The sequence below is a fragment of the Flavobacterium geliluteum genome (assembly GCF_017948595.1).
In the GTDB taxonomy this organism is placed as follows: Bacteria; Bacteroidota; Bacteroidia; order Flavobacteriales; family Flavobacteriaceae; genus Flavobacterium; species Flavobacterium flavipigmentatum.
In genome coordinates this window covers 1-22877 of the sequence record NZ_JAGFBV010000011.1, presented here as the reverse complement: position 1 = coordinate 22877, position 22877 = coordinate 1, and the positions used below count along the sequence as shown (strand labels likewise).

The following is a 22877-nucleotide window of genomic DNA, read 5'->3' as shown; positions in this document are numbered from 1 at the left end:
GCTTGAAAGACACAAAGTTGGAAAGGAACAAAGTTGTAGTGGTTTTTTGTTCTGTTGAAATTGATTTTTGTCATTACCATTGATATTACCATTGCTTTTTGATTTTCATATTGACATTGATTACATTTGCACAAATTATTTTAAAAACAAATGAAGAATCTAGTTGAAGAATTAAAGTGGCGTGGTTTATATCATGACAGCATGCCGGGAACAGAAGAACAATTGCTAAAAGAAGTAACTACAGCGTATATTGGTTTTGATCCAACGGCAGATTCGCTACATATTGGTAGTATGGTTCAGATTATTTTATTGGTTCACTTAAATAGAACGGGTCATAAAGCGATTGCTTTGGTGGGTGGTGCAACAGGTATGATTGGCGACCCTTCTGGAAAATCTGACGAAAGAAATTTGCTAAATGAAGAAACTCTGGCCAAAAATGTCGCTGGAATCAAAAGTGTTTTGTCACGTTTTTTAGATTTTAATTCAAAGGAAGAAAACGCTCCAATCATGGTGAATAACTATGACTGGATGAAGGAATTCTCTTTTATAGATTTTGCTCGTGAAGTAGGAAAACGCATCACGGTAAATTATATGATGGCGAAGGATTCTGTTAAGAAAAGATTGAGCGGAGAAGGAGAAGGAATGTCTTTTACTGAGTTTACCTATCAATTGATTCAAGGTTACGATTTTTATCATTTATACAAAAATAATAATTGCCTTTTGCAAATGGGAGGTTCTGACCAGTGGGGAAATATCACAACCGGAACCGAATTGGTACGAAGAATGGGTGGCGAAAATGCTAAAGCGTTTGCCTTGACAACTCCATTGATCACAAAAGCAGATGGTTCTAAATTTGGAAAATCTGAAGGAGGAAATGTTTGGCTGGATGCCGATAAGACATCAGTATATAAATTCTACCAATTTTGGGTAAATACCACCGATGCTGACGCTGAGAAATATATCAAAATTTTTACTTTTTTAGATAAAGAAACCATTGATGCTTTGATTGCTGAGCACCATACAGCTCCGCATTTGAGAGTTTTGCAAAAGAAATTAGCACAAGAAATTACGATTTTTGTTCATTCTGAAGAAGAATTAGAGAAAGCAATTCAGGCTTCGAATATTTTGTTCGGAAATTCTACTGCAGAAGATTTGAAGAAATTAGATGAAACTACTTTTTTAGAAGTTTTTGATGGTGTTCCTCAAGCCGAAATTGCAAAAGCCGATTTAGAAAACGGATTGGATATTATAATAGTTTTAAACGAAAAAACAGGTTTCTTTAAATCTAATGGCGAAGCGAGACGTGCTTTAACAGCAAACTCAATCTCGGTAAATAGAGAAAAAATAAAAGAAGATTTTGTGTTAACAACAAATGATTTGATCAACAATCAGTTTGTTTTATTGCAAAGCGGAAAGAAAAATTATTTTGTATTGAGGATTGTTTAACTGTGTAATCGTTTAATTTTTTTAACTGGTTAATCCTTCTAAACATTCGATTAAACGATACAACTACGAATATATCAGAATTATCAAAACGTCCCAATACCCCAAAAGAGTTGTTGGGATTTTTTTGCCTCTATCCCGAACGTAATATTTTGATGAGTATGAAATTATTTTGCCTTAGTATTTTTATTTTTAGTAAGTTTAGTGCTTAAAATATTTAAGGTATGTTTGGATTTCTGTTTATTTATTGGATTTGGAAAGGGTTCAGTAATTTGGCTATTTCGTACAATAAAAATAAATGGAAATATTTTATAATTGGACTGGTGTCTTATTTTGGATTTTCTTTTGTAATTGCGGTTGTTTTTATGGTGATCATGGGTTTTGTCAGCGGATTTGATCTGGTCGAAAATGGAGAATACGATAGTCCCGGTTATAATATTTTTTTCTCGATTTTAGGAGGTTTGTGCTGTTATGGTGTTTATAAACTTTTGGAAAGAAAAGGGGAAAAAGAAAGAGAATTAGCCGAAAAAGAAGGAATAGAAAGTATTGGTTTGATAGAAGAAAATTGATTTTTTTTTGATGATTAACCGATTAAATAAATATTCGGTTAAACTTTACAAAACCATCAAATTACATCCACGAATATCAGAATTATCAAAACGTCCCAATACCTCAAAAGAGTTGTTGGGATTTTTTTTGCCTAAATCCTGCGTTGCGATAAAAGAGCAGGAATTGATGTTGGCTAGGTCGATAACGTTGATGCCACCCGTTTTTCCGTCTTTCACGTAAGTGAGAGCATCTTCGGGATCACGAACCAAAATATGCATCCATGAAGGACATTCAAAAACACCTTCACCTAATGAATATGCTTGTCCCAAAAGCTCGGTCATACCATATTCTGAATGAATCGCAGTTACACCAAAACCTTTGCAAAGTATTTCATGTAGCTCTTCACGAATCATTTCTTTGCGTTTGCCTTTCATTCCGCCCGTTTCCATAATGATGGTGTTTTGGAGGTTGAATTGATGCTTTTCAATCAAATCTAATAAAGCATAGGTTACGCCAATCAAAATGACATTTTGACCCGATTCGTCAAGCGTAGTTAGTTTTTTGATTAGATCGTCGTGATTGTGCAAATAAAACCCGCTTTCAGGCTGATTGGTGAGTTTTATTAGGTCTTCGACCATGTAGATTAACGAAGAGCCATCGCGCTCAAGATAAGACGGCAAAAGCGCTAAAACAACATAATCTTGAATGTTGCCATAAAATTGCGAGAATCCATTACGGTAACTTTCTTCGTAAAGCGAAACATCGGTAACCAAATGTTTACTACTGATCATGCCAGTCGTGCCGCTGCTGCTAAAAGTAACTTCTGCAGGATGGGTATTTGAAACTACTTCATGACTTTTGAAAAACTGAATCGGCAAAAAAGGAATTTGTTCTAAAGATTTTACCTGCTGTGGATTTACTTTCAAAAAGTCACAAAAGTCACGATATGCCAAATTATTCTCGTACTGAAAACGAAACACTTTTAGTGCTATTTTTTCAAATTGTTTCTGACTCGAAATGGTAAATATATCGTGGGCTGTTATCAAGACTTTTTTTGTGCAAAGATATTGTTTTTTAGTCGTTGCCCCGAAAAGTCTTTTAAAATATATAAAGTAGGATTACTGTAAGTCCAAAAAAAAGCTCCAACGAAAGGTGGAGCTTTAAGGATGTTTTTTTATCGAACGATTAACTTTCGGGTCGCTGATGCATTTTCTTCACTAATTTTAATGATGTAAATGCCGGGAGTTAACTCCGAAATGTTTAATTCTCTTGAACCTAGATGTGTTTGAAGTATTTTTTTTCCTAAAATATCAAATATGATAATCTCTTTTTCTAAATCATTTTTAGAAGTAATGTATACTTTTCCGTTAGTGACTGGATTAGGATACAAGCTCAGTCCCTCAATGGTTGTACCGTCTTGAGTTTTTGCTAATTGTTTGCCCTCTTGAGCAGAAGCGCTCACGGTAAAGAAAAAAGCCAATAAGAATGTAATATAAAAGTAGTTTTTTACCATCGCATGATTTTATTATAGTAAATATACAAAAAAAATTACAAAAATTACACCAAAAAAAAACATCCTAAAAATTTAGGATGTTTTTAACATTTTATGTGTGAGGATTATAACTTCTCTAGTAAGTTTACACCATCAACAATTGCCCATGCTCCTGCAGTTAAAGTAGCTCCAGTTGCTGTTGTGCTTGTTGTGAAGTTTGCTGTTGGAAAAGCTACTGTAAAACCTGTAGCTCCTGTACCAGTTAAAGCGGTAGCAGCATCAACAACTTTTACGTTTAGCATTTTGATTTTACCACCAGAAACTTGATTTGTGTTTGTAGCAGCTTCTTGAATTCTAACAGCAACAGCACCTGTTGAAGTATATCCAGAAATTACAACATTTGAATATTCTCCGTTACCTTCTTTTTTAAATTGAATTGCATCAATTTCTGTTGGGTTTCCAGCTTCAGTAACTGTTCCAGCAGCTCTTCTTAAAGTAATGTTAGATACTTTAGGGAAGAAAGCGTTGTTTACACTTTTTGCTTCGATTTCCATTCCAAAATTTCCAGCACCTGTTTGGTATGCAAACCAGTTAGTGTTTGCTTGACCTTGCCATCCATCTTGCCAGTCAAAAGAGTCATCTGTGTTTCCGTATGAGATTAAGTTTTTAGCACTTACAGTTCCACCGTAAAATTCAAAACCATCATCAGCACCTTTGTAAGCTACTAAATTTTCTAAAACTGTTCCTGAACCTACTGCGTAGAATGAGAAACCATTCATTTCTGAATTTCCGTCAAGGATTTTCTTTCCAGCATATTCTACACGTACATATTTTAATGAACCACTATTGTCATCAGCTTTTGCTCCTCCGTAAATGATGTTTGTTCCGTCTTCAGAAGTTGCAGTTGTAATTGGTGTTCCGTCAGCAGTTTTTCCTGAAACAATTGGAGCATCACCAAACATGATGATTCCACCCCATGAACCTGCAGTTTTAGATTTCTCTGTAAAAACAACTGGTTCTGCAGCAGTACCAGTGATGATTAATTTACCACCTTTTTCTACTAATAATGCATCTGTACCGTTTGCTACATCAGCAGTAATAGTTGATCCAGCATCAAAAGTTAAAGTAGCACCACTTTTAACTCTTACTGTACCACTCAATGTATATGTTCCTTTTATAAAAGTTTTAGAAACAGTAATGTCTCCTGTAATTTCTCCTGAACCAGTCGCTGGAGGTGTTACAGTATCTTCGTCGCTAGAAGAGCAACTTGCTAGAATCAAGCTCAAAAAAGTAAGACTTAAGGCTAATTTTTTCATTTTTTAATGATTTTAAATTATAGTTTTGTTTGTGTTATTATGTTGTTTCAAAAGTAGTACCGTACTTTCGAAATTTGGTTAGCTAATTGTTATCAAAGTATTATATAACAATCAACCTCATGTAAATTTTATGTTATGTGTTTAAACAAAAAAAAGAGCCGTGAAGCTCTTTTTTGTTTTCTAATTCATTCAATTAAAACGTATATCCAAGGTTTACCGAGAATCCAACTCCTCTTTTGTAATCACGAACAATTAATGATTCTTCGGTGATGTTGATTGTACTGTTTTTTCCTAATTCTTTTCTGTAGTATGGATTCAGTAAATTTTCAGCAGCAAACTTTAATTCGATGTTTTTTGAAAGGTTACTTGTCCAGACAAAATCTAATTTGCTAAATGATTTTTCGTAAATGTGATCAATTCCTGATGAACCAACTGCAAAGATTCTGTCTCCATATACATTGTAAACCAATGTCATAGTGTTCTTCCAGTCATTATTCAAAGTAAAATCATATTTCAAATCGGTATTAATCATCCAGTTTGAAGCTCCTTGAAGTTTACGGTTTTTACTGTTTTCTAATTCGTTTCCTTGTTTTGTCAAGTCGATTTTTACATCGGTACTCATCAAAGAGGTATTAAAACCAAAAGTAAAGTTGGATAATGATTCGCTTATTCTATTCAATGACAAAATCATTTCGATCTCTGCACCATAAAGAACAGCCTCTTCAGAGTTTTTGAAAGTTGTAATTTGCCCACCGCTATTTGCCGTTGGTTTGAAAACTCTTTCGATAGGATTCTCAATTAATTTTCCGAAAGCTCCAATTGCGAACAATTCTTTGCTGTTTGGAAACAATTCATATTTAAAATCAGCATTGTAATTATTGCTGTTTAATAAATTTTGGTTACCACTTTCTGAAGTTGCATCGGCATTGATGTAGTTAATAGGTAATAACTCCATTGCAACTGGTCTTGTGATGGTTTTACTCAAAGATGCACGAAGATTGCTCTTTTCATTTAAAGCATATTTAGTATTTAGAGATGGAAGCAAATCCAAGCTTTCGTCTGTTTTTTTGCGGTAAGCACTTCCAAAAGGATCACCTTGCTCTCTGTATTTGATTTCACGAGTAGAATTTTCAGCTCTTAATCCTGCGTTCAAATCCCATTTTTCGCCAAATGTCCAGTATAAATTAAAATATCCAGCATTTACAAACTGATTCAATTTTACTTTGTAATCTCCATTAGACTCTTCTTGTACATAAACGATTCCGTTATTAATGTCATCGTTTATCTGAGAGCTGATAGTATTTAAATTAGCCGTATAATTTTTGTCGATATTTCTTCTTCCGGAAAAGAAACGGTAAGTAGACTGCATATCATTTAGATAATTGTTGTACCCAATAGACAAGTTGTTTTGTTTTTCTTTATCTCCGAATTTTAAATTATACTCTGCCAATGCTGAGAAATAAAAGTTTCCGTTTACATCAAGATACTGACGGTTTAAGTTGTTTCCGCCATACGACATGTTAATTTCGGTATCATTGATTTTTTGACCTGTGATGAATTTTCTGTCCGGTTGTTGAAAACCTGTTTTTACAAAAGACCCCCCCGCTTTTATCGTCTGTTTTCCGTCTTCTGTCAATTTATAATCTCCAAATAATTGAGTGTTCCAATACCTAGATTCTTCAAATTGATTTAATCGGATAAGATTGTTGGTGATATTTGTCAAACTGTTGGTGTATCCTAACTGATCTTGAATTTTACTTTCTGTAGCTTGAATAAACAGAGTTGTAAAGTTTAAATTCAATCGGTTGGTTTTGTATTTTAAACCTGCTAAACCAGAAAAAGTAGTTTGATAAGAATATTGTGTATTGTATAAATTGTTGTCGTAGTTACCTTGTCCAAGGTTAAAAGTTCTGTCTACACCTTCTCTAAAAATATATTTGTTATCAAAGTTGAAAGACATGATGTAACTAATATTTCTTTCTTTTTCAAGGTTGAATTTTTGTGAATGTAAAAATCCGATACTTGAGTTTAAAGGGCTTGCAGTTTGGTTAACATCCCAGTTTTTATCTCCGTAAGCACTTTGGTATTCGTCTGGAGATAATCTTTTTCCATTCGGTACAGAACCAAAAACACTTGGTCTTTCTCTATCATTTCCGATAAGTCCAAAAGTACCTTTTGTAGTGTCGGCATCATCAGAAAGTAAGAATTTTTTAAGATTGTTGTTGGTTGTGTATCCAAAACCAACATTCAATTTTGTGATGTTTTTTGGTTGAGTAGTTTCGATATTTACTGTTCCTCCAGCAAAATCTCCAGAGATATTTGGGTTGAATGTTTTGTAGATATTCAAAACTCCAACAATATCAGTAGGAAATAAATCAAGAGGGATGATTTTCTTAAAAGGGCTGTTTGATGGTGTTTGCAAATCATTAACCAATAAATTGTTGTATCGGTCTTCAAGTCCTCTAATAAATAAACCTCTTCCGTCAACTTTGGTAATTCCGGTTACTTTTGTCAAACCTTCTTCGACATCGCTAACGCCTTTACGTGACATTTCCTGTGCTCCGATACTTTGTTTAATAACCACCGCATTTTTTTGATCTAATAATAATGCAGTTTCTTTTTCTCTACTAGTTGTGTTTTTTACTACTACATCCTTTAAGGTATAACCTCCCGAAGAAAGAGTTTGATTGACTGTGATCGTTTCGTTTGCTTTAACTGTAACTAAAGTTTCAATAGATTCATATCCTATAAAACTAAATATAACAGTATAATCTCCTGGATTTACGGTCAATGAATATTTTCCGTCAATATCAGTATTAGTGCTGATGTTTGTGCCTTTAATCAATACATTTGCAAAAGGCAGAGCTTGATTGTTCGCTTCTTTGTCGGTTAAAACTCCAGAAATCGTACCTTTGGTTTGTGCTATCGAAATGGCGCAAATAAATAATGTAATAAATAGAAATTTTAAGTTGAATTTCATTACTGTGTTGTGTTTAATTTATTTTGGTGCAAAGGAATACACGCAGTGTAAAGTTCGTGTTAGCTACTTGTTATGTTTTTGTGTCTAATAGTTTATCAAATTGTTACCAAATTAAATTACGGTTAACACCAATTTTTAAGGCTATTTTTATTAGTATATTTACGCTCATTAAGAAATACCATCGAATATATAATGAAGAAAATTTGATGTAAATGCTTCAATTTTTGCTATTTATGAAAAAAACACAAACAAAAATTTTACTAGTCGACGATGAACCGGATATCCTAGAAATTGTAGGCTACAACCTTGCTCAGGAAGGGTATCAGATTATTACAGCTTCAAACGGAAAAGAGGCAATTGCAAAGGCTCAGAAAGAATTACCGGAACTTATTATCATGGATGTCATGATGGCCGAAATGGACGGGATGGAAGCTTGTGAACACATTAGAAAAATTCCAGAATTAAATAACGTTATCATAACATTCTTAACAGCAAGAAGCGAAGATTACTCGCAAGTGGCTGGTTTTGATGCCGGTGCAGATGATTATATTACAAAACCTATCAAACCAAAATTATTGGTTAGCAAAGTGAAGGCTTTGTTAAGAAGGTTAAAAGAACAAGAAGTTGTTAGCGATACGCTAAATGTAGGCGGAATCGAGATTAATCGCGAAGAATACAAGATCATCAAAGGGAATGTAGAAATTGCATTGCCAAGAAAAGAGTTCGAATTGTTTTACCTACTGGCCTCAAAACCAGGTAAAGTTTTTAAGAGAGATGAAATTCTCGATAAAGTTTGGGGCAATGAAGTTGTAGTAGGCGGAAGAACAATCGACGTACATATCAGAAAGTTACGCGAAAAAATAGGCGAAGACCTTTTTAAAACCATCAAAGGTGTAGGATATAAATTTGAAGTTTAGTTTTTTCAAACCGCTAAGATTTTCAGATACTAAGTTGTTCTTAGTGTAATTTTAGTTAAGATGTAAACTAATTCAAATTGTTTTAAAAACATTCAATACATTTAAACCATATAATAAATTAAAGTTCAGTGTATGCTGTAATTTTTAGTTTATTATATGGTTTTTGAGTTCAGCTTAATTTTTCGTAATCCCTTAATGGTCAATTATTTTAATTTCAAATGAAAATTAATTTTAAAAAAACATACAAATTTGCTATAAAATCGGCATTGTATATCAGTCTTTTTGGTACAGGATTTGTGACAATACTGATGTACTTGTTCTATAAAAATAGCTTAAAACATCAGGTGGCTTTTGCATTAATTTTCATGATATCCATTTATGTTTTCTCTTTTTTGGTATTACAATATCGTGTAGAAAGATTTATTTATCGAAGAGTAAAAAAAATCTACGATGAGGTTTCATTACTAGAAACGACAACGCTTATCAATCAGCCGATCACGACGGATATGGAAACGCTTTCACGCGAAGTGAAAAAATTTGCTACCGATAAAAAGCTCGAGATCGAAATGCTCGAAATTCGGGAGCAATATCGAAGAGAGTTTCTGGGGAACGTTTCGCATGAATTAAAAACACCGCTTTTTACTGTTCAGGGATATGTTTCGACTTTGCTCGATGGTGCAATGGATGATAAAAATATTCGAAAAAAATATTTAAAACGTGCCGAAAAAGGAGTTGAACGCCTGATTTATATCGTTGAAGATCTGGATATGATTACCAAACTCGAGTCGGGAGATCTGGATCTGATGATTACGGATTTTGATATTCACGAACTGATTGCGAATGTTTTCGATTTATTAGAAATGAAGGCCGACAAGAAGAAAATCAAATTACAGTTTGAAAGCAAAAATATAAAATCGGTTATTGTTCGGGGCGATAAAGACAGAATTCAGCAAGTGCTTGAAAACCTGATTGTAAATTCTATAAAGTATGGTAAAGACGGCGGTTTGACCGAAGTTGGTATCGTAAATTTGACAAAGAAAAAAGTGCTTATTCGTATTAGTGATAATGGCGAAGGGGTAGAGAAACAAAATATTCCCAGACTTTTTGAACGTTTTTACCGGGTGGATAAAAGCGGAACCCGATCTGAAGGTGGTTCTGGTTTAGGTCTGGCTATTGTGAAACATATTATTGAAGCTCATAAAGAAAAAGTGTATGTAGAAAGTGAATTCGGAATTGGGTCTGAATTTTCTTTTACACTCGAAAAAGCACACAAAACTATAAAATCTGAAAGTTAAATAATTTTAGGATTGATGCTCTAAAAAGTCTTACTTTTTGGTTTTTAACATAAATCTGAAGTTTATAACGATCAGGAAACAATTAATTTTCATTATCATAACACCTTGTTAACACTATCTTAACATTGGTGATACATCTTTGCATCTTAATTTTAAGTGCTTTAGAAAAAAGAATTAATGAAAAGAAAAATAATTGCAATTTTATTGTTAATTTCTGGTGTCGCTACTGCACAGGATATTAAAAAAGAAGAGATAAAAAAGGAAGTGATTCGTATTTTAGACTCTATTAATAAAGCAAAGCTTCCTCAAACAGAATCTGGTGTTACAGATACAGAACATTGGTATGACAGAATTTCATTGCGAGGTTATGTGCAAATACGATACAATGGTTTGTTTTCTACCAATGATAAAGTTTCTTGCGATCAGTGTGATAAATCCTGGGGAACAACCTCTACAGCACCAGATGCAAAAGCCAATAATGGTCTTTTTATACGACGTGCACGATTAATTTTTTCAGGGCAGGTGCACCCAAATGTGTTTTTCTACTTTCAACCTGATTTTGCCAGTTCGCCTTCTTCCGGGATTAATAATTTTGTTCAGATTCGAGATATCTATTTTGATGTTTCTTTTGATAAAAAAAGAGAATATCGTGTGCGCATCGGACAAAGCAAGATTCCATTTGGTTTCGAAAACATGCAATCGAGTTCGCAGCGTTTGACTTTAGACAGAGCCGACGGAATCAATAGCGCGATACTAAACGAGCGTGATTTGGGAGTGATTTTTTATTGGGCACCGAGTCAAATCAGGGGTCGTTTTGAGATGTTGGTCAAAGAGGGTTACAAAGGTTCGGGCGATTACGGCGTTTTTGCTTTTGGTGTCTACAATGGTCAATCTTCCAATAAATTAGACAGTAACAGAGATTTGAATATTGTATCCAGAATTTCTTATCCTTTTGTTATTGGAAATCAAATTATCGAACCAGGAATTCAGGCCTACAAAGGAAAGTGGGCGTTTTCCGGCGAAATTTCTTCTGGTGTTACCGTTAATAATCCTCAGTATGCGAAAGACGAAAGGATAGGAGCAACCTTTGTTTTGTATCCTAAGCCTTTTGGTGTTCAGACCGAATATAATATTGGTAAAGGTCCTCGATACAATCCAGAAACCAATACGGTTGATGATGCAAGTTTAAACGGAGGTTATGTTTTATTAAATTATAAATGGGATTTGCCCAGAAAGCAAGTGTTGTACCCTTTTGCAAAATTTCAGTATTATGACGGCGGAAAAAAATACGAAAAAGACGCCAGAAGCTATGTGGTTAGAGATTATGAATTTGGACTGGAATGGCAACCAATAAAAGCATTAGAGCTTACAGCAGAATACGTTATTGCCGACAGAACTTTTGAAGACAGCGCACTTCCAGTCAACAGGCAGCAAGGAAACTTACTGCGTTTGCAGGCTCAGTTTAATTTCTAAAATTACACTTATTTCTCAAAAATAAAGAATAAAGAATCCCAATCAATAGTCTCTTTAAATTGAGAAAGACCTTTAAACGATTTTACTTTTGAAAGTTCTTCGATCTTAAAGTCGTCTTGCGTGGCGTATGGTACCAAGTTTTCGTCCTGAAGTTTTTGCGCCAAATAGACTTGCTCGTATTGTCCCGGTGTCGGAATAAAAAACGCCTTTTTTTCGAGCATCGCCAAATCCATCACCGTGGTGTATCCGGAGCGGCACAAGACCAAATCACTTTCGTTAAAGGTTTGCTCCAACTGTTTTGTATTCATAAAATTGTAATACGTGACATGATCTACCTGAAGTTTGGTTTGGTTTTTTTCTACAACACCTTTTATAAAAACAACGTTGCCGTCATAACGCAAAACTTCTTTTTGCAATTTCTCTTCCAGTAAAGTGCGTTGCGGTTCCGGCCCGGAAAGTATGATCATCAAATCGTATACTTTTGGCGTTTCTTTTTTACGCATTCTGCTCAAAGGGCCAATGTATTTTAGATTGAGATGATTGGTGGTAAGGTGACCCAATTCTCCTGTTAGATTTATTTTTTTATCCGTATCTGGAATCCAGCATTCCTGGTATTTTTTTATGATATGCTGATGCATTTTACTTGTAAACCAAGTCGTATTTCCTGTCATCACATTCAATTGATGCGTAATAAAAACAGAAGGTACTTTTCGGCTAAAAACCCCCAGTCGATTGTCTGAAATGATACCGTCAATACCGTGTTTTTTAACCCACGAATTGATCATTTTTTTTTCGTCAAGAATCGCCGTGATCATTTTAGGCAAACTTTTAATGAGTTTCCATTTAAAATTTTTACCGTTTTTAGCGTATTCAATATGATACGAAGGCAATTCTAAGGTTTCAACGTATGGAAATTCTTTACGTAACAAAGCCAAAGCAACGCCATCGGAAGCAATTATCGGAATAAAATTATTCTCTTGAAGGGCTTTTATTATAGGGATACATCTTGTTGCGTGTCCTAATCCCCAGTTCAATGGAGCAATCAAAATAGTTTTATTGGCAGAATATTCAATGCTCATATATGGCGCTTTTTCAAACGAAGATAAAGAAATACTCTTTTTGTATTATTTCGCAGACATTACCAAATCATTAAGTCTAGTGTTTTTTGGGGTCATTCACTTGTTAAAATAAAACCGTATGTTGCTTAATCGAAGAGTATTCAAACAAAAAAGAGTTAAACTTTTTTTAGAAATTTAACTCTTCTTTAAAAGCAAAAAATGCTTTATTATTCCTGAATGTATGTTTTGTTTCCGTTTTTATTAATGTAATATTTACCACCTCTGGGACCAGTATACACTTTTTTACCATTGTATTCCCCTGTAATTTTATCGGCTACTTTTGGTGCTTTTTCGTTGGTCTCTTTCAGTGTTTTTATAGAAGTTTTAGCACTTGCTTTTTTGGCGGTAGTCGCTTCTTTTTTGGCTGTTTTGGCTGCTGCATCAGCTTTTATGCTTTCCGTTTTAGCTGTTGATTTAGCAGCTTTTGCGGTTTCGCTTTTTGTCTTTGCAGCTTCTTTTTTTGCTTTTGTGGCAGCTTCAGTAGCATCGTTTGACGCTTTTTCGGCTTTTGCTGTTTCTTTTTTTGCTTTTGTTGCAGCGGATTTTGCTTCTTTTTTCTCTTTAGCCGCTTTTTTCTCCTCGGCAGTTTTTGTAGCCGATTTTTCTTTTAATGCGGCTTTTTCAGTTGCTGTCTTCGTAGCTGTTTTTTTCTTTCTAGCGGCAGTTTCCGTTTTACTTTGGGTTGTCTTAGCGGTCTCTTGTGCATAGAAATTACTGGATAGCACGGCTATAAAAAAAAGTAATATTAGTTTTTTCATGAGATTTTGGTGTTAGAATTTCAATCTAAATTACTAAAATTATAGCAATGTTATTATAAAAGTGTTAAAAATACGCACGAAGTTGAACGTTGCCGGTGTGGACGGTGGCACCCGTTTCACTTTTTCGCCCCTGATAGTTGAGGTTTATATCCAGGAATTGTGTTATGTTTTTCTGTAGCAGTAACTTCCAAACCAAATTTTGTCCCGATTGAAGGCCTTCCAACATCTGAAATCCTACTGATGAAAATTCATTTCCTTCAAATCTATTTTCGTAAAAAGAAAATTCTCCATTGACAGTAATTTTTTTATCACCGGCATACGAAAAGGAAGTTCCAAGCCGATTTTGCGACAAGGTTTCAAAATTTCCGATCCTGTTTTTTTTGTTCTGTAATTCATAAAAGAAATCCAAACTAGTATTTTTTGAAAACAAATAACTAATTTTTGGCGCAAGCTGATATCCTTCTAACTGATAATTTCTCTCAACGAAATCTTCCGAAATTAATTCGTTCTGAATCGTTTTGGCAAATAAATTAAACAACCAGCTTTTTTGATACAAATGGGTGTACTGCATTTGATGTGAGTAATTTTTGACTTCTTGCGAACCAACCGAAAGTAAATTTTTTCCTTTGTTAATGAGATACGAGTAGGTCACAGAATGTCGCTGTTTGCCACGATTGTAGAACAAACTGTTTCTAAAACTTGAGTTCAGTCCTAATATGTTTTCTTCGGATGAACTAAAAGGATTCAGCTCAAAGTTGTCGCCGTTACTTTTTATTTTTCGATCTAAAATAAACGAAGTTTGATTGTAAAAATAAGAAGCAATCTTCTTGAAACCCTTTTCGTTTTGCCATTGCAACGGATTCAGAGTAACCGACTGTGAAAACTTATTTTGATTGGTTTTGATGTAAATCTGGTTGGGTAAAAAGATACGAATAAATTTTGCCTGATCAGGAAATGGTGCTATCTCAAACTCGTTAACTTCTTGAATATTATTACCATTATAGTCGTTCCACGCGTAAACTCCCTGCCCGGCAGGAACTTCTACATAACTGTATTCTTGCTGTGCGATGGTTCCCGAACTGGTTTCATACGCCACACCGGTTTGAATAAATTGATTAAAAAATCGATCATTATATAAAATTCTCGAGTTTAATGAAGGTTCTCTTTTGCGAGAGGCATCGGTAAAATCTAAATTGCGATAACTGGCATAAACCGCCAAATCGGTCTTTTTGTTCTGGATCAATTTAGAGCGTAAAAGAAACGTTTGGGAGTTGCTCACATGCTGCAACAAGCCGTTTTGTAAACTGTCATTTTTTCTTCGCAGATAGCCCAATTCTACAAAAACTTTGGTGCTGTCGCCACGACCGATAAAGCTTCCAAATTCTGAAAATTTTTGGCTCAAGGCCGAAAACTGATCCAAAACATTGTCCTTTTCCTGATTGTCCTCTAGCTGAAAGCTTCCGCCAATCCAGTTTTTGGAAAAATGATATTTGGCTTTAGTATGGTTTCTAAAGAATTTTGAAGCCGAAATTGTCGCATCACTAGTCATAAAACTGCCTTGGTTTTCGATCGTCCAATTTTTTAATTTAAACAAAGCATTCGCAGTATGTCTCGATCCCGAATAGCTTTGGCTAAAATCTAATTTTTCAAATTGATAAGTAAACAAACCAATATTTGAGGTTTCTTTTTTTGAAAACAAATCAAAATTTAAACCCGAAACCAACAGACTCTGATTGCCCAAAAGTGTGGTGTTTAGATTCCAATCTCTATTAAATTCAATATTGTATAAACGTTCGACAGATTTAAAATCTTCCTGTACAAATTGATAATTGGCAAAGGCGTCTAAAGTCCAGTCTCGGGTAAAAAGCCGTTTTTTGATATTCGTTTTAAAGGCGATTCCGTCATTATTGGCATCATCATTATTCGAGAATAGATTTTTGTCGTTATTACTGATTCCAATTTCAAAATCTATTACGGTTTTTTCGTCAGGATTGTATTTTCCTAAAAATGTAGCTACCTGAATTTTGGTCGGTGCAACAAGTTGTACAATTGGCTCGTAGTTTCCTTGCGGAATACCGTTTAACGGTACAATATATTCATAAATTCTCTCGACAGAATTACTGTTTTGAATGCGGTAATTTCCAACATTTGCCCCAACCAGACTAAATTTTACATTGTACAAAACATCGGTGGAGTTGTTTGAATATTCAAAAACTTCGATACCATTTATAATTGTTTTTTTGTATAAATTTTTATTTTCAGAATACGTGTCCTCAAATGCAGATGGGGCTTTCATTAAGTTAAAATCATCACCCGCCTGACTCAAAATTTGAACTTGTTCTGTAGAAAGATTTTGTTGTAAAGGCTGGTTTTTCAAATCATTTTCAGAATACAAATAACCGCCAAAACTCCAGCTTTTATTAGTATGCGTTGCACCTGCGTACGTTACAAATCTGTTGTAATTTCTATCCGAATATTGGTATTCTACATTGATTCGCATTTCAGATGTAATGGTATAAAGCGAGGTAAAAATAATTTCGCCTGCATTATAATCGATCACATAATCATTGTTTTCCCCACGTTTTAGCAAGACTCCATTGACGTACACACGCTCAGACCCCGAAATGACCAAAACGTACAATTCGCCATTTTGCCCTTTTAGCTTATAAGGTCCCTGATTGCCTTCTTGTCCCGTAAAAGTACTTTTTGCATATTGTCCTTTTACCAGCGCAACCGAAGCAAAAATATTGGTCTTACTATTTTCGGTGTCAAAGTCAAAACTGGCGGCGATTCCTTGTACTTTTTTATTAAAGCTTAAAAATTGTGTTTTTCTATTTTCTAAAAAAACATCTCCCGCCCGAATGGTCCAGTCATCGCTAAACAATTCCATGAAAATATTATCAAATTGGTCAAGCTTTTGCGAATAACCACCATTTTGCAGCGGAATATTATTGTCCTGAAGCGAGGCTCTTAAACTAACTTTGTCGGATAGTTTTCCGGTGATCTGCAAGTCCAAATTGGAGTTTAAAACTGTATTTTGGTTATTTCCAATCGTGACACCACGCGTAATACTTCCAGAAGTGCTGAGTCCGTCAAAGGGCACGAATTTTTTAGTAGTGGTATTTTCAATTTTATATAATTTGTCTGTGGTGACATCATTACTCACGACCTGACTCTCGTTATACAAACTATATTCTTTGGTCAGGAAATTTGGGTAATTGACATAATTTACAATTAAAGTATCGCCGACAGGTGCAAAATTTTCGTTTAAAATTAAATCGCCTTTAGCGAAATCTATTTTGTAAAAAGTCGAATCAATGGGTTCGTTTTTAGTATTTAAAAGTTGAAAAAAACTCGAATTGATACTGAATTTTTCTAAGTGAATAGTGTCTTTCGTGACCAGTATTTTTTTTGTTTTATACTGCGAGTTGGTTTCCTGCGCCTGAAGCCCAGAAGAAAAAACAAACGCTATCAAAAAAAGTAATTTTTTCAACATAAAGACTTTAACTGCAAAAAGTCAAAAGTAGTATTTAATACTGGGAAAATGAAAAGGCGATTTACTAAAACAAAAAAGCTTCACTTTTGGGTGAAACTTTTTAAGAGTATTTTTTTTAACTATAAAAAACTAATTTGCTTCCTTTGTAAAACTACCTGCATGTTTTCTTGGCTTACTTGCTTTAGTGAAGCTTCTTTGTTTTCTCCAACAGTTCGAGTGACTTTTTATTGATGTCGTGCACTTGATTACCATAATCAAGAAAAATATAAAAAATAGTCTGATGCATTTACAAGATAAAATAATGCTTAGAAAGGTGGTCTTAATAGAATCAGTAAATACAAATTCAGATAGTGTTGATTAGCAAAGATTAATGGCTTTTTAGACCGAACTCACGTTAAATAATTAAAACCTCAAATCAAATCTGAGGTTTTAATTTTTGATAAGAATATCTGACTATATGCTGATCTGTAGCCTATTTATCATTAGGATCTTTTGCCTTAGGCACATCATTCCATCCCTCTGGTTTAATATCCTTAGGTTTAGGTGGAGGAGTAACGGATGTATCAGAAGCAGGAGTGTCATCTTTAACCTTGTCAGAAGTTTCTCTGGCTTTACTCATAACTCCTGCACCCGGATCGACTACTGACGAAGGATTACTCATTGATTGTTCTACACTATTACTAGATAGTTTAATATCAGAAGTTACCGAACTGATGAAATTGAATATAATATTGGATTGTGGAGATGTTTCTCTCACAATTTTCGGATCTTGTTGTACAGCTTCTTCGGGTTTAAATGGATCATGAGGAGGAATACTGATTGATTCATTTTCTTTTTTTGGTATGAATCCAGAAATTTCTCCTTCTGCTTTGCTTCCACCAGCAGATGTACTGCGGGTAAAATTGAATATATCTTGAAATGCCATATTGTTGTTTTAAATTAGTTATATGATTTTACAAATTATGAGGACGCTCTGTTCCAAATTTTTGACTATTATCTCTATTAAGCGTTTTGGTGTCGAAAATAGTATGGTTTACATCCAGAGCGGATACTGTTTCTGCTATTCCTTTTGCTCTGTATAGTTTATTTCTCGCTACAAGCTCTAAATAAGATATACTAACAGGAATTACTTTAGATGGAGTAAAATAATTAGTACTAGCAAGTGGTGGACCATTTCCATCTGCAATAGGAAGAACTAATTCATCATAATTCAATGCAATATATCCATCAAACGTAATGGGTACTTCGTAAGTAAATTGCTTCACCTGACGCCTTTGTGTTGCAGCGGTCTCAACACGTGAGTTAGCAGGAATAGTTCCTGAAACATTAGAACTTGATGTCCATGATGTTGTTACTGTACCAGAAATCGTACCGGTCAAAGAAAGCCCTAGTTCTGCATATAACTCTCCGCGACCAAGGGCATAACCTGATCCTGTGAAACTTTCTCTGTTTGAATTGGTTGAAGTAGGAGTAGTTGTTGCCGTGACAGCTGATTGATTTGCGACAGAAGATATAGTTTCGGTTCCTACGTTGTCTCTATGATTATGTAAATCATTGGTTTGCGTGATGGTATTGCTTATGTTTTTTGCTAAACTATTAGACAAACTCTCTGTCAAAACCGTCTCTATAGTTTTTGATATTTGTCCTTGCAATTCCCCAGCAATTTTTCCTCCAAAAGTACCACTTCCTGTAGCTGATAAAGCCCAATTGATTGTATTACTTATAGTAAATTGAATCGTATCAGAAAACGTACGTGCTTCATTCGATCTATTATCATAGATTCTAGTAGACATTACATCCGCAGTTGGTTGAATGATATTTGACCTTTCTTCAAACAAGGGAGCTCCAATTTCAAAATAAGACATCCATCCTCTTTGTGCTGCGTTTGGATCAGGGAAATTACCAAATTTTTGATCGTTTATAGATACTCCTACAGGCCATAACGGGATTTGCTGATTTTTACCATCCAGAACAGCGGTTCCTTTTTGATCGACTTTAACTCTTCTTAAGTCAGCTACTTTTTTATTCAAAAAACTCTGAATTAATTCAGCCGTTATTCCTAACTCTTCCATGTTTGTAACTGTGATGATGCGACGTTTCGCAGGGTCAACAGTGTAAGTTGTTATTTGTGCCATATTTTAAAATTATGATTTGATATAATTATATTTATTCCTTACAAAGCAAGAAATTGATTGTCTATTTACTAGTTACTTTACATCCCGTTGTTTACTAGTTAACCCATTTTCTAAATTTTTCATTTGATTTAATTTTTTTAGTTTTTTCATAATTGTAAATATTTAAGTTGTTAAAAATTATTTTGATAAAAGTAATTATTTGTAGGAATTTAGCTTATCTTGCAAACGAGTATTACTACCCTAAATCCGCATAATATGAGATGCTACTAATTTTAGTAACAATAGGTACGATAAAATATGAATCGAATTATTGGTAATAGATTAAAGTTCTTACGAAGAAATAAAGGTATGTCCCAAGAGCAAGTGGCAGATTATCTGCATGTCTCACAATCGGCTTACGCCAGAATGGAAAGTGGAGAAAGTCATTCTTGGGCAATTCATTTTAAAGAAATATGTAGATTGTTTGCTGTTTCTCCTGAAGAATTGGTTAAGGTGGAAAGAGTATTAAAAGAGGAAAATCTTAACCCGGATTTAATTTCTGTAAAATTAATTGAGCAGTATGAACAACGTATAATTGAACTGAAAGAAACAATAGAAAATTTGAAAGACAAAAAAAGGTAAAAACAAAAAAGGCTTCACTTTTTGGGTGAAACCTTTTAAGAGTAATTTTTTTAACCAAAAAAACTAATTTACTTCCTTTGTAACCACCTGCATGGTTTCGCGGCTTACTTGTTTTAGTAAAACTTCTTTGTTTTCTTCGACAGTTTGAGCGGCTTGTTCGTTGAAATGACGAATCGTATAAAGCGTCACATTTTCGCTATACTCTACTTTGAATTTTTTTGAAAGTATGGCATTCAATTCGTTAAAATTACCAAATTTATCTTCTACGCAAACAGAAAAACTGATCGCCGAGTTTTGAATTAAATTTACTTTTAGTTTGAATTGGTGAAACAATCCAAAAATCTCGCTGATATTTTCTTCCATAATAAAAGAAAAATCGATAGACGAAAGCGAAATCAAAAGTTGCTCTCTTTTTACAATAAAACACGGTAAAGAAGGCTCCAAATCTACTCCTTTAGAAACGCAAGTCCCTTTTAGTAACGGATTAATAAACGATTTTACGTATAACGGAATTTCCTTCTTTTGCAACGGCTGCAAGGTCTTTGGATGAATAACGGTTGCGCCGTAAAACGCTAATTCTATAGCTTCACGATACGAAATTTGATTAAGCAAACTTGCATTTTCAAAATAGCGCGGATCGGCATTCATCACACCGGGAACATCTTTCCAGATGGTTACACTTTCGGCATTTAAGCAATAAGCAAAAATTCCGGCTGTATAATCAGAGCCTTCACGACCTAAAGTTGTGGTGAAATTATTTTCGTCAGCACCCAAAAATCCTTGTGTAATGTTTAAGGTTTTGCGAGGCACATTTTTGCTGATGTTTTTTTGAGTCGCATCCCAATCTACTTCGGCATCACGGTAGTTTGAATCGGTTTTTATGAATTCGCGAACATCCAGCCAGTGCGTTTGAATGCCTTTAAAATTCATAAAATGACTCAAAATAGTGGTCGAAATTAGTTCTCCAAAACTTACAACTTGGTCGTAGACAAAATTATAATTGGGAGATTTATTGTGTGCTAAAAAATATTCCAAGTCTGAGAATTGTGCCGTAACAGCTGTAAAAACAGCGTGTTTCTCATCTTCAAATAAGTCTAATAATATCTGATTGTGATATTTTTTTATTTCCTGCACGGATGAATTAAGCTCTGATGATTTATCAAAATAATTTTTGATCACCACTTCAAGTGCGTTGGTGGTTTTTCCCATAGCTGAGACAACCAAAATAACATCCTCGTAACCTACTTTTTGCAAAACGTCATATACGTTTTTTATTCCTTCAGCATCTTTTACCGATGCTCCTCCAAATTTAAATACTCTCATTATTAATTTTAGATTTTTAATTTTAGATTTCAGATTGAATGAAATCAACTATTCTTTATAATTCCTGCCACAGATTATTTGGATTAAAATGATCTTAAAATCTTTGTCGATTCGTGACAAAAGAACTTTTAATACTTAAATATTTAGCAAACATTTTTTTTACAATTTTTCTAAGTAAGAATCGATTCCCGCTTGGTCCATTTGTACAACTGCCCAGTCGTCCAGAATTTTGGCACCCGAATTTTTATAAAAATTTACTGCCGGAGTGTTCCAATCGAGTACATTCCACTCAACTCTTCTCACGTTGTCTCTTTTTCCTTGTTTCATAATTTCGGTGTAAAGAGCAGATCCTAAACCGGTTCCGCGCATTTTTTCTTTCACAATCAAATCTTCAAGATGTATGGTTTTTCCTTTCCAGGTCGAGTAGCGGTAGTAATAAAGAGCGATTCCAACAATTTCTGAATCGACTTCGGCAACAAATACCTGAAACAATGGTTTTTCTCCAAAACCGTCGCGTATCAAATCTTCTGCTGTTATTACAACGGCATCAGGTTCTTTTTCGAATATCGCCAACTCCTTTATTAATCCTAAAACAGAACTCATGTCCTCAGGATTTCCTTTTCTAATATTCATATATTCTTATTTTTAATCAATTATTAGCAAAAAAAGCATCGTTTTGGGGTCAACTTTTTCTTTTTATTTAGCAAATATACATTAGTAACAAACTAACTAAATAATTTTTAAATCATTGTCACAAAAAAAACGATATTTGTGACGTCAAAAAAACTACAACGATATAGTGTAATGGAAGAACGCAATACAACATTAGGTGAGTTTATCATCGAGAATCAAAAAGCATTTCAATATTCATCGGGAGAACTTTCTCGTATTATTAATTCGATACGTTTGGCGGCCAAAGTCGTAAACTATAAAGTAAACAAAGCAGGTCTGGTTGATATTATTGGAGCAGCCGGAGAACAAAATATTCAGGGAGAAGATCAACAAAAATTAGACGTGTATGCTAATGAAGTTTTTATTCAGACTTTAATCAACAGAGAAATTGTGTGCGGAATTGCCTCTGAAGAGAATGACGATTTTATTACGGTACAGGGAAGCGATAACAGTCACAACAATAAATATGTAATTTTGATGGATCCTCTGGACGGTTCTTCAAATATTGATGTCAATGTTTCTGTGGGAACAATTTTCTCGGTTTTTAGAAGAATTACGCCTATTGGAACTCCCGTGACGAGTGAGGATTTCCTGCAACCCGGAATCAATCAGGTGGCAGCGGGATATGTAATTTACGGAACTTCAACCATGTTAGTGTACACAACGGGTCATGGTGTAAACGGATTTACGCTAAACCCGGCGATCGGAACATTTTATCTGTCACACCCGAATATGAAATTTCCGCCTGACGGAAAAATCTATTCAGTCAATGAAGGTAATTATGTGCATTTTCCGCAAGGAGTAAAAAACTACATCAAATATTGCCAGCGCGAAGAAGACGACAGACCTTACACATCAAGATATATTGGAAGTTTGGTTGCCGATTTTCATCGAAATATGATCAAGGGCGGAATTTATCTTTATCCGACAAGTTCGAAAGCGCCAAACGGAAAGCTGCGTTTGTTGTACGAATGCAATCCGATTGCTTTTATTGCAGAGCAGGCAGGAGGAAAAGCAACGGATGGTTTTGGCAGAATTATGGAAATCCAGCCAACCGAGCTTCATCAGCGTGTTCCTTTTTTCTGCGGAAATCTGAATATGGTCGAAAAAGCCGAAGAATTTATGGCTGCTGAAGCTTAAATATAAAAACCCGATAAATTGAACTGCCCCCAAAAAGTTAGACACTATTTGGGGGCATTTTTATGGAAAAAAGAGGAAAATATGATTATGAGTTTAAGCTTGGCTGTATAAATAAAGTTTTAAAAAACAACATTTCAGTTTATTCAGTT

The 22877-nt window shown here is 34.5% G+C and carries 18 protein-coding genes and 1 pseudogene; 8 read left to right on the top strand and 11 right to left on the bottom strand.

Annotation, left to right across the window (positions count from 1 at the left end):
• The first annotated feature begins 150 nt into the window (after nucleotides 1-150).
• Nucleotides 151-1446, top strand: coding sequence for a tyrosine--tRNA ligase (tyrS, locus tag J3495_RS08355; RefSeq protein WP_210666104.1), 1296 nt, complete (start codon nucleotides 151-153; stop codon nucleotides 1444-1446).
• Between the two features lie 221 nt (nucleotides 1447-1667).
• Entirely contained in the window at nucleotides 1668-2012 is a 345-nt protein-coding gene (locus J3495_RS08350) for a hypothetical protein (protein WP_210666103.1), read from the top strand.
• A gap of 45 nt (nucleotides 2013-2057) precedes the next feature.
• On the opposite strand, the gene J3495_RS08345 is transcribed toward J3495_RS08350, so the two are convergent.
• The 4 genes from J3495_RS08345 to J3495_RS08330 form a co-directional block, all read right to left on the bottom strand.
• Nucleotides 2058-3038 (bottom strand): LuxE/PaaK family acyltransferase, encoded by a 981-nt coding sequence (locus J3495_RS08345; RefSeq protein ID WP_210666102.1) that lies wholly within the window; start codon nucleotides 3036-3038, stop codon nucleotides 2058-2060.
• Nucleotides 3039-3166: 128 nt separating this feature from the next.
• On the bottom strand, nucleotides 3167-3505 hold the full coding sequence (locus J3495_RS08340) for a T9SS type A sorting domain-containing protein (protein WP_210666101.1): 339 nt from the start codon (nucleotides 3503-3505) through the stop codon (nucleotides 3167-3169).
• Nucleotides 3506-3609: 104 nt separating this feature from the next.
• Complete coding sequence (locus J3495_RS08335; protein WP_210666100.1) at nucleotides 3610-4800, bottom strand: hypothetical protein; 1191 nt, start codon at nucleotides 4798-4800, stop codon at nucleotides 3610-3612.
• A 193-nt stretch (nucleotides 4801-4993) separates the two neighbouring features.
• A complete protein-coding gene (locus J3495_RS08330; protein WP_210666099.1) occupies nucleotides 4994-7780 on the bottom strand; it encodes a TonB-dependent receptor in 2787 nt (928 codons plus the stop codon).
• Nucleotides 7781-8013: 233 nt separating this feature from the next.
• On the opposite strand from J3495_RS08330, the gene J3495_RS08325 reads away from it, so the two are divergent.
• The 3 genes from J3495_RS08325 (at nucleotide 8014) to J3495_RS08315 (ending at nucleotide 11465) form a co-directional block, all read left to right on the top strand.
• On the top strand, nucleotides 8014-8697 hold the full coding sequence (locus J3495_RS08325; RefSeq protein ID WP_210666098.1) for a response regulator transcription factor: 684 nt from the start codon (nucleotides 8014-8016) through the stop codon (nucleotides 8695-8697).
• Between the two features lie 218 nt (nucleotides 8698-8915).
• Nucleotides 8916-9992 carry a sensor histidine kinase gene (locus J3495_RS08320; protein ID WP_210666097.1) on the top strand — a complete coding sequence of 359 codons (1077 nt, stop codon included), beginning with the start codon at nucleotides 8916-8918 and terminating at the stop codon, nucleotides 9990-9992.
• A 177-nt stretch (nucleotides 9993-10169) separates the two neighbouring features.
• Nucleotides 10170-11465 (top strand): porin, encoded by a 1296-nt coding sequence (locus J3495_RS08315; RefSeq protein ID WP_210666096.1) that lies wholly within the window; start codon nucleotides 10170-10172, stop codon nucleotides 11463-11465.
• Between the two features lie 8 nt (nucleotides 11466-11473).
• Here J3495_RS08315 and J3495_RS08310 read toward each other — a convergent pair whose 3' ends face one another.
• From J3495_RS08310 to J3495_RS08300, 3 genes are all read right to left on the bottom strand, one after another.
• Entirely contained in the window at nucleotides 11474-12544 is a 1071-nt protein-coding gene (locus J3495_RS08310) for a glycosyltransferase (RefSeq protein WP_210666095.1), read from the bottom strand.
• Between the two features lie 206 nt (nucleotides 12545-12750).
• Nucleotides 12751-13341, bottom strand: coding sequence for a hypothetical protein (locus J3495_RS08305; protein ID WP_210666094.1), 591 nt, complete (start codon nucleotides 13339-13341; stop codon nucleotides 12751-12753).
• 64 nt (nucleotides 13342-13405) lie between these two features.
• The gene (locus tag J3495_RS08300; protein WP_210666093.1) at nucleotides 13406-16837 is read right to left on the bottom strand and encodes a hypothetical protein; all 3432 of its coding nucleotides are present in this window, start codon (nucleotides 16835-16837) and stop codon (nucleotides 13406-13408) included.
• 220 nt (nucleotides 16838-17057) lie between these two features.
• Here J3495_RS08300 and J3495_RS08295 point away from each other — a divergent pair.
• Nucleotides 17058-17174: pseudogene (locus tag J3495_RS08295) on the top strand (transposase); the annotation flags it as partial.
• A gap of 135 nt (nucleotides 17175-17309) precedes the next feature.
• Here J3495_RS08295 and J3495_RS08290 read toward each other — a convergent pair.
• Both J3495_RS08290 and J3495_RS08285 read right to left on the bottom strand, forming a co-directional pair.
• The gene (locus J3495_RS08290) at nucleotides 17310-17762 is read right to left on the bottom strand and encodes a hypothetical protein (RefSeq protein WP_210666092.1); all 453 of its coding nucleotides are present in this window, start codon (nucleotides 17760-17762) and stop codon (nucleotides 17310-17312) included.
• A gap of 28 nt (nucleotides 17763-17790) precedes the next feature.
• Nucleotides 17791-18972: a hypothetical protein gene (locus tag J3495_RS08285; RefSeq protein WP_210666091.1), complete on the bottom strand. Its 1182-nt coding sequence runs from the start codon at nucleotides 18970-18972 to the stop codon at nucleotides 17791-17793.
• Nucleotides 18973-19269: 297 nt separating this feature from the next.
• Between J3495_RS08285 and J3495_RS08280 the strand changes: the two genes are divergently transcribed.
• Entirely contained in the window at nucleotides 19270-19593 is a 324-nt protein-coding gene (locus J3495_RS08280) for a helix-turn-helix transcriptional regulator (protein ID WP_210666090.1), read from the top strand.
• Nucleotides 19594-19656: 63 nt separating this feature from the next.
• Here the strand turns inward: J3495_RS08280 and J3495_RS08275 are convergent, their stop codons facing one another.
• Both J3495_RS08275 and J3495_RS08270 read right to left on the bottom strand, forming a co-directional pair.
• Nucleotides 19657-20916 carry an aspartate kinase gene (locus J3495_RS08275; protein WP_210666089.1) on the bottom strand — a complete coding sequence of 420 codons (1260 nt, stop codon included), beginning with the start codon at nucleotides 20914-20916 and terminating at the stop codon, nucleotides 19657-19659.
• Nucleotides 20917-21075: 159 nt separating this feature from the next.
• Complete coding sequence (locus J3495_RS08270) at nucleotides 21076-21549, bottom strand: GNAT family N-acetyltransferase (RefSeq protein ID WP_210666088.1); 474 nt, start codon at nucleotides 21547-21549, stop codon at nucleotides 21076-21078.
• Nucleotides 21550-21720: 171 nt separating this feature from the next.
• Between J3495_RS08270 and fbp the strand changes: the two genes are divergently transcribed.
• The gene (fbp, locus tag J3495_RS08265; RefSeq protein WP_210666191.1) at nucleotides 21721-22728 is read left to right on the top strand and encodes a class 1 fructose-bisphosphatase; all 1008 of its coding nucleotides are present in this window, start codon (nucleotides 21721-21723) and stop codon (nucleotides 22726-22728) included.
• Nucleotides 22729-22877 lie beyond the last annotated feature (149 nt).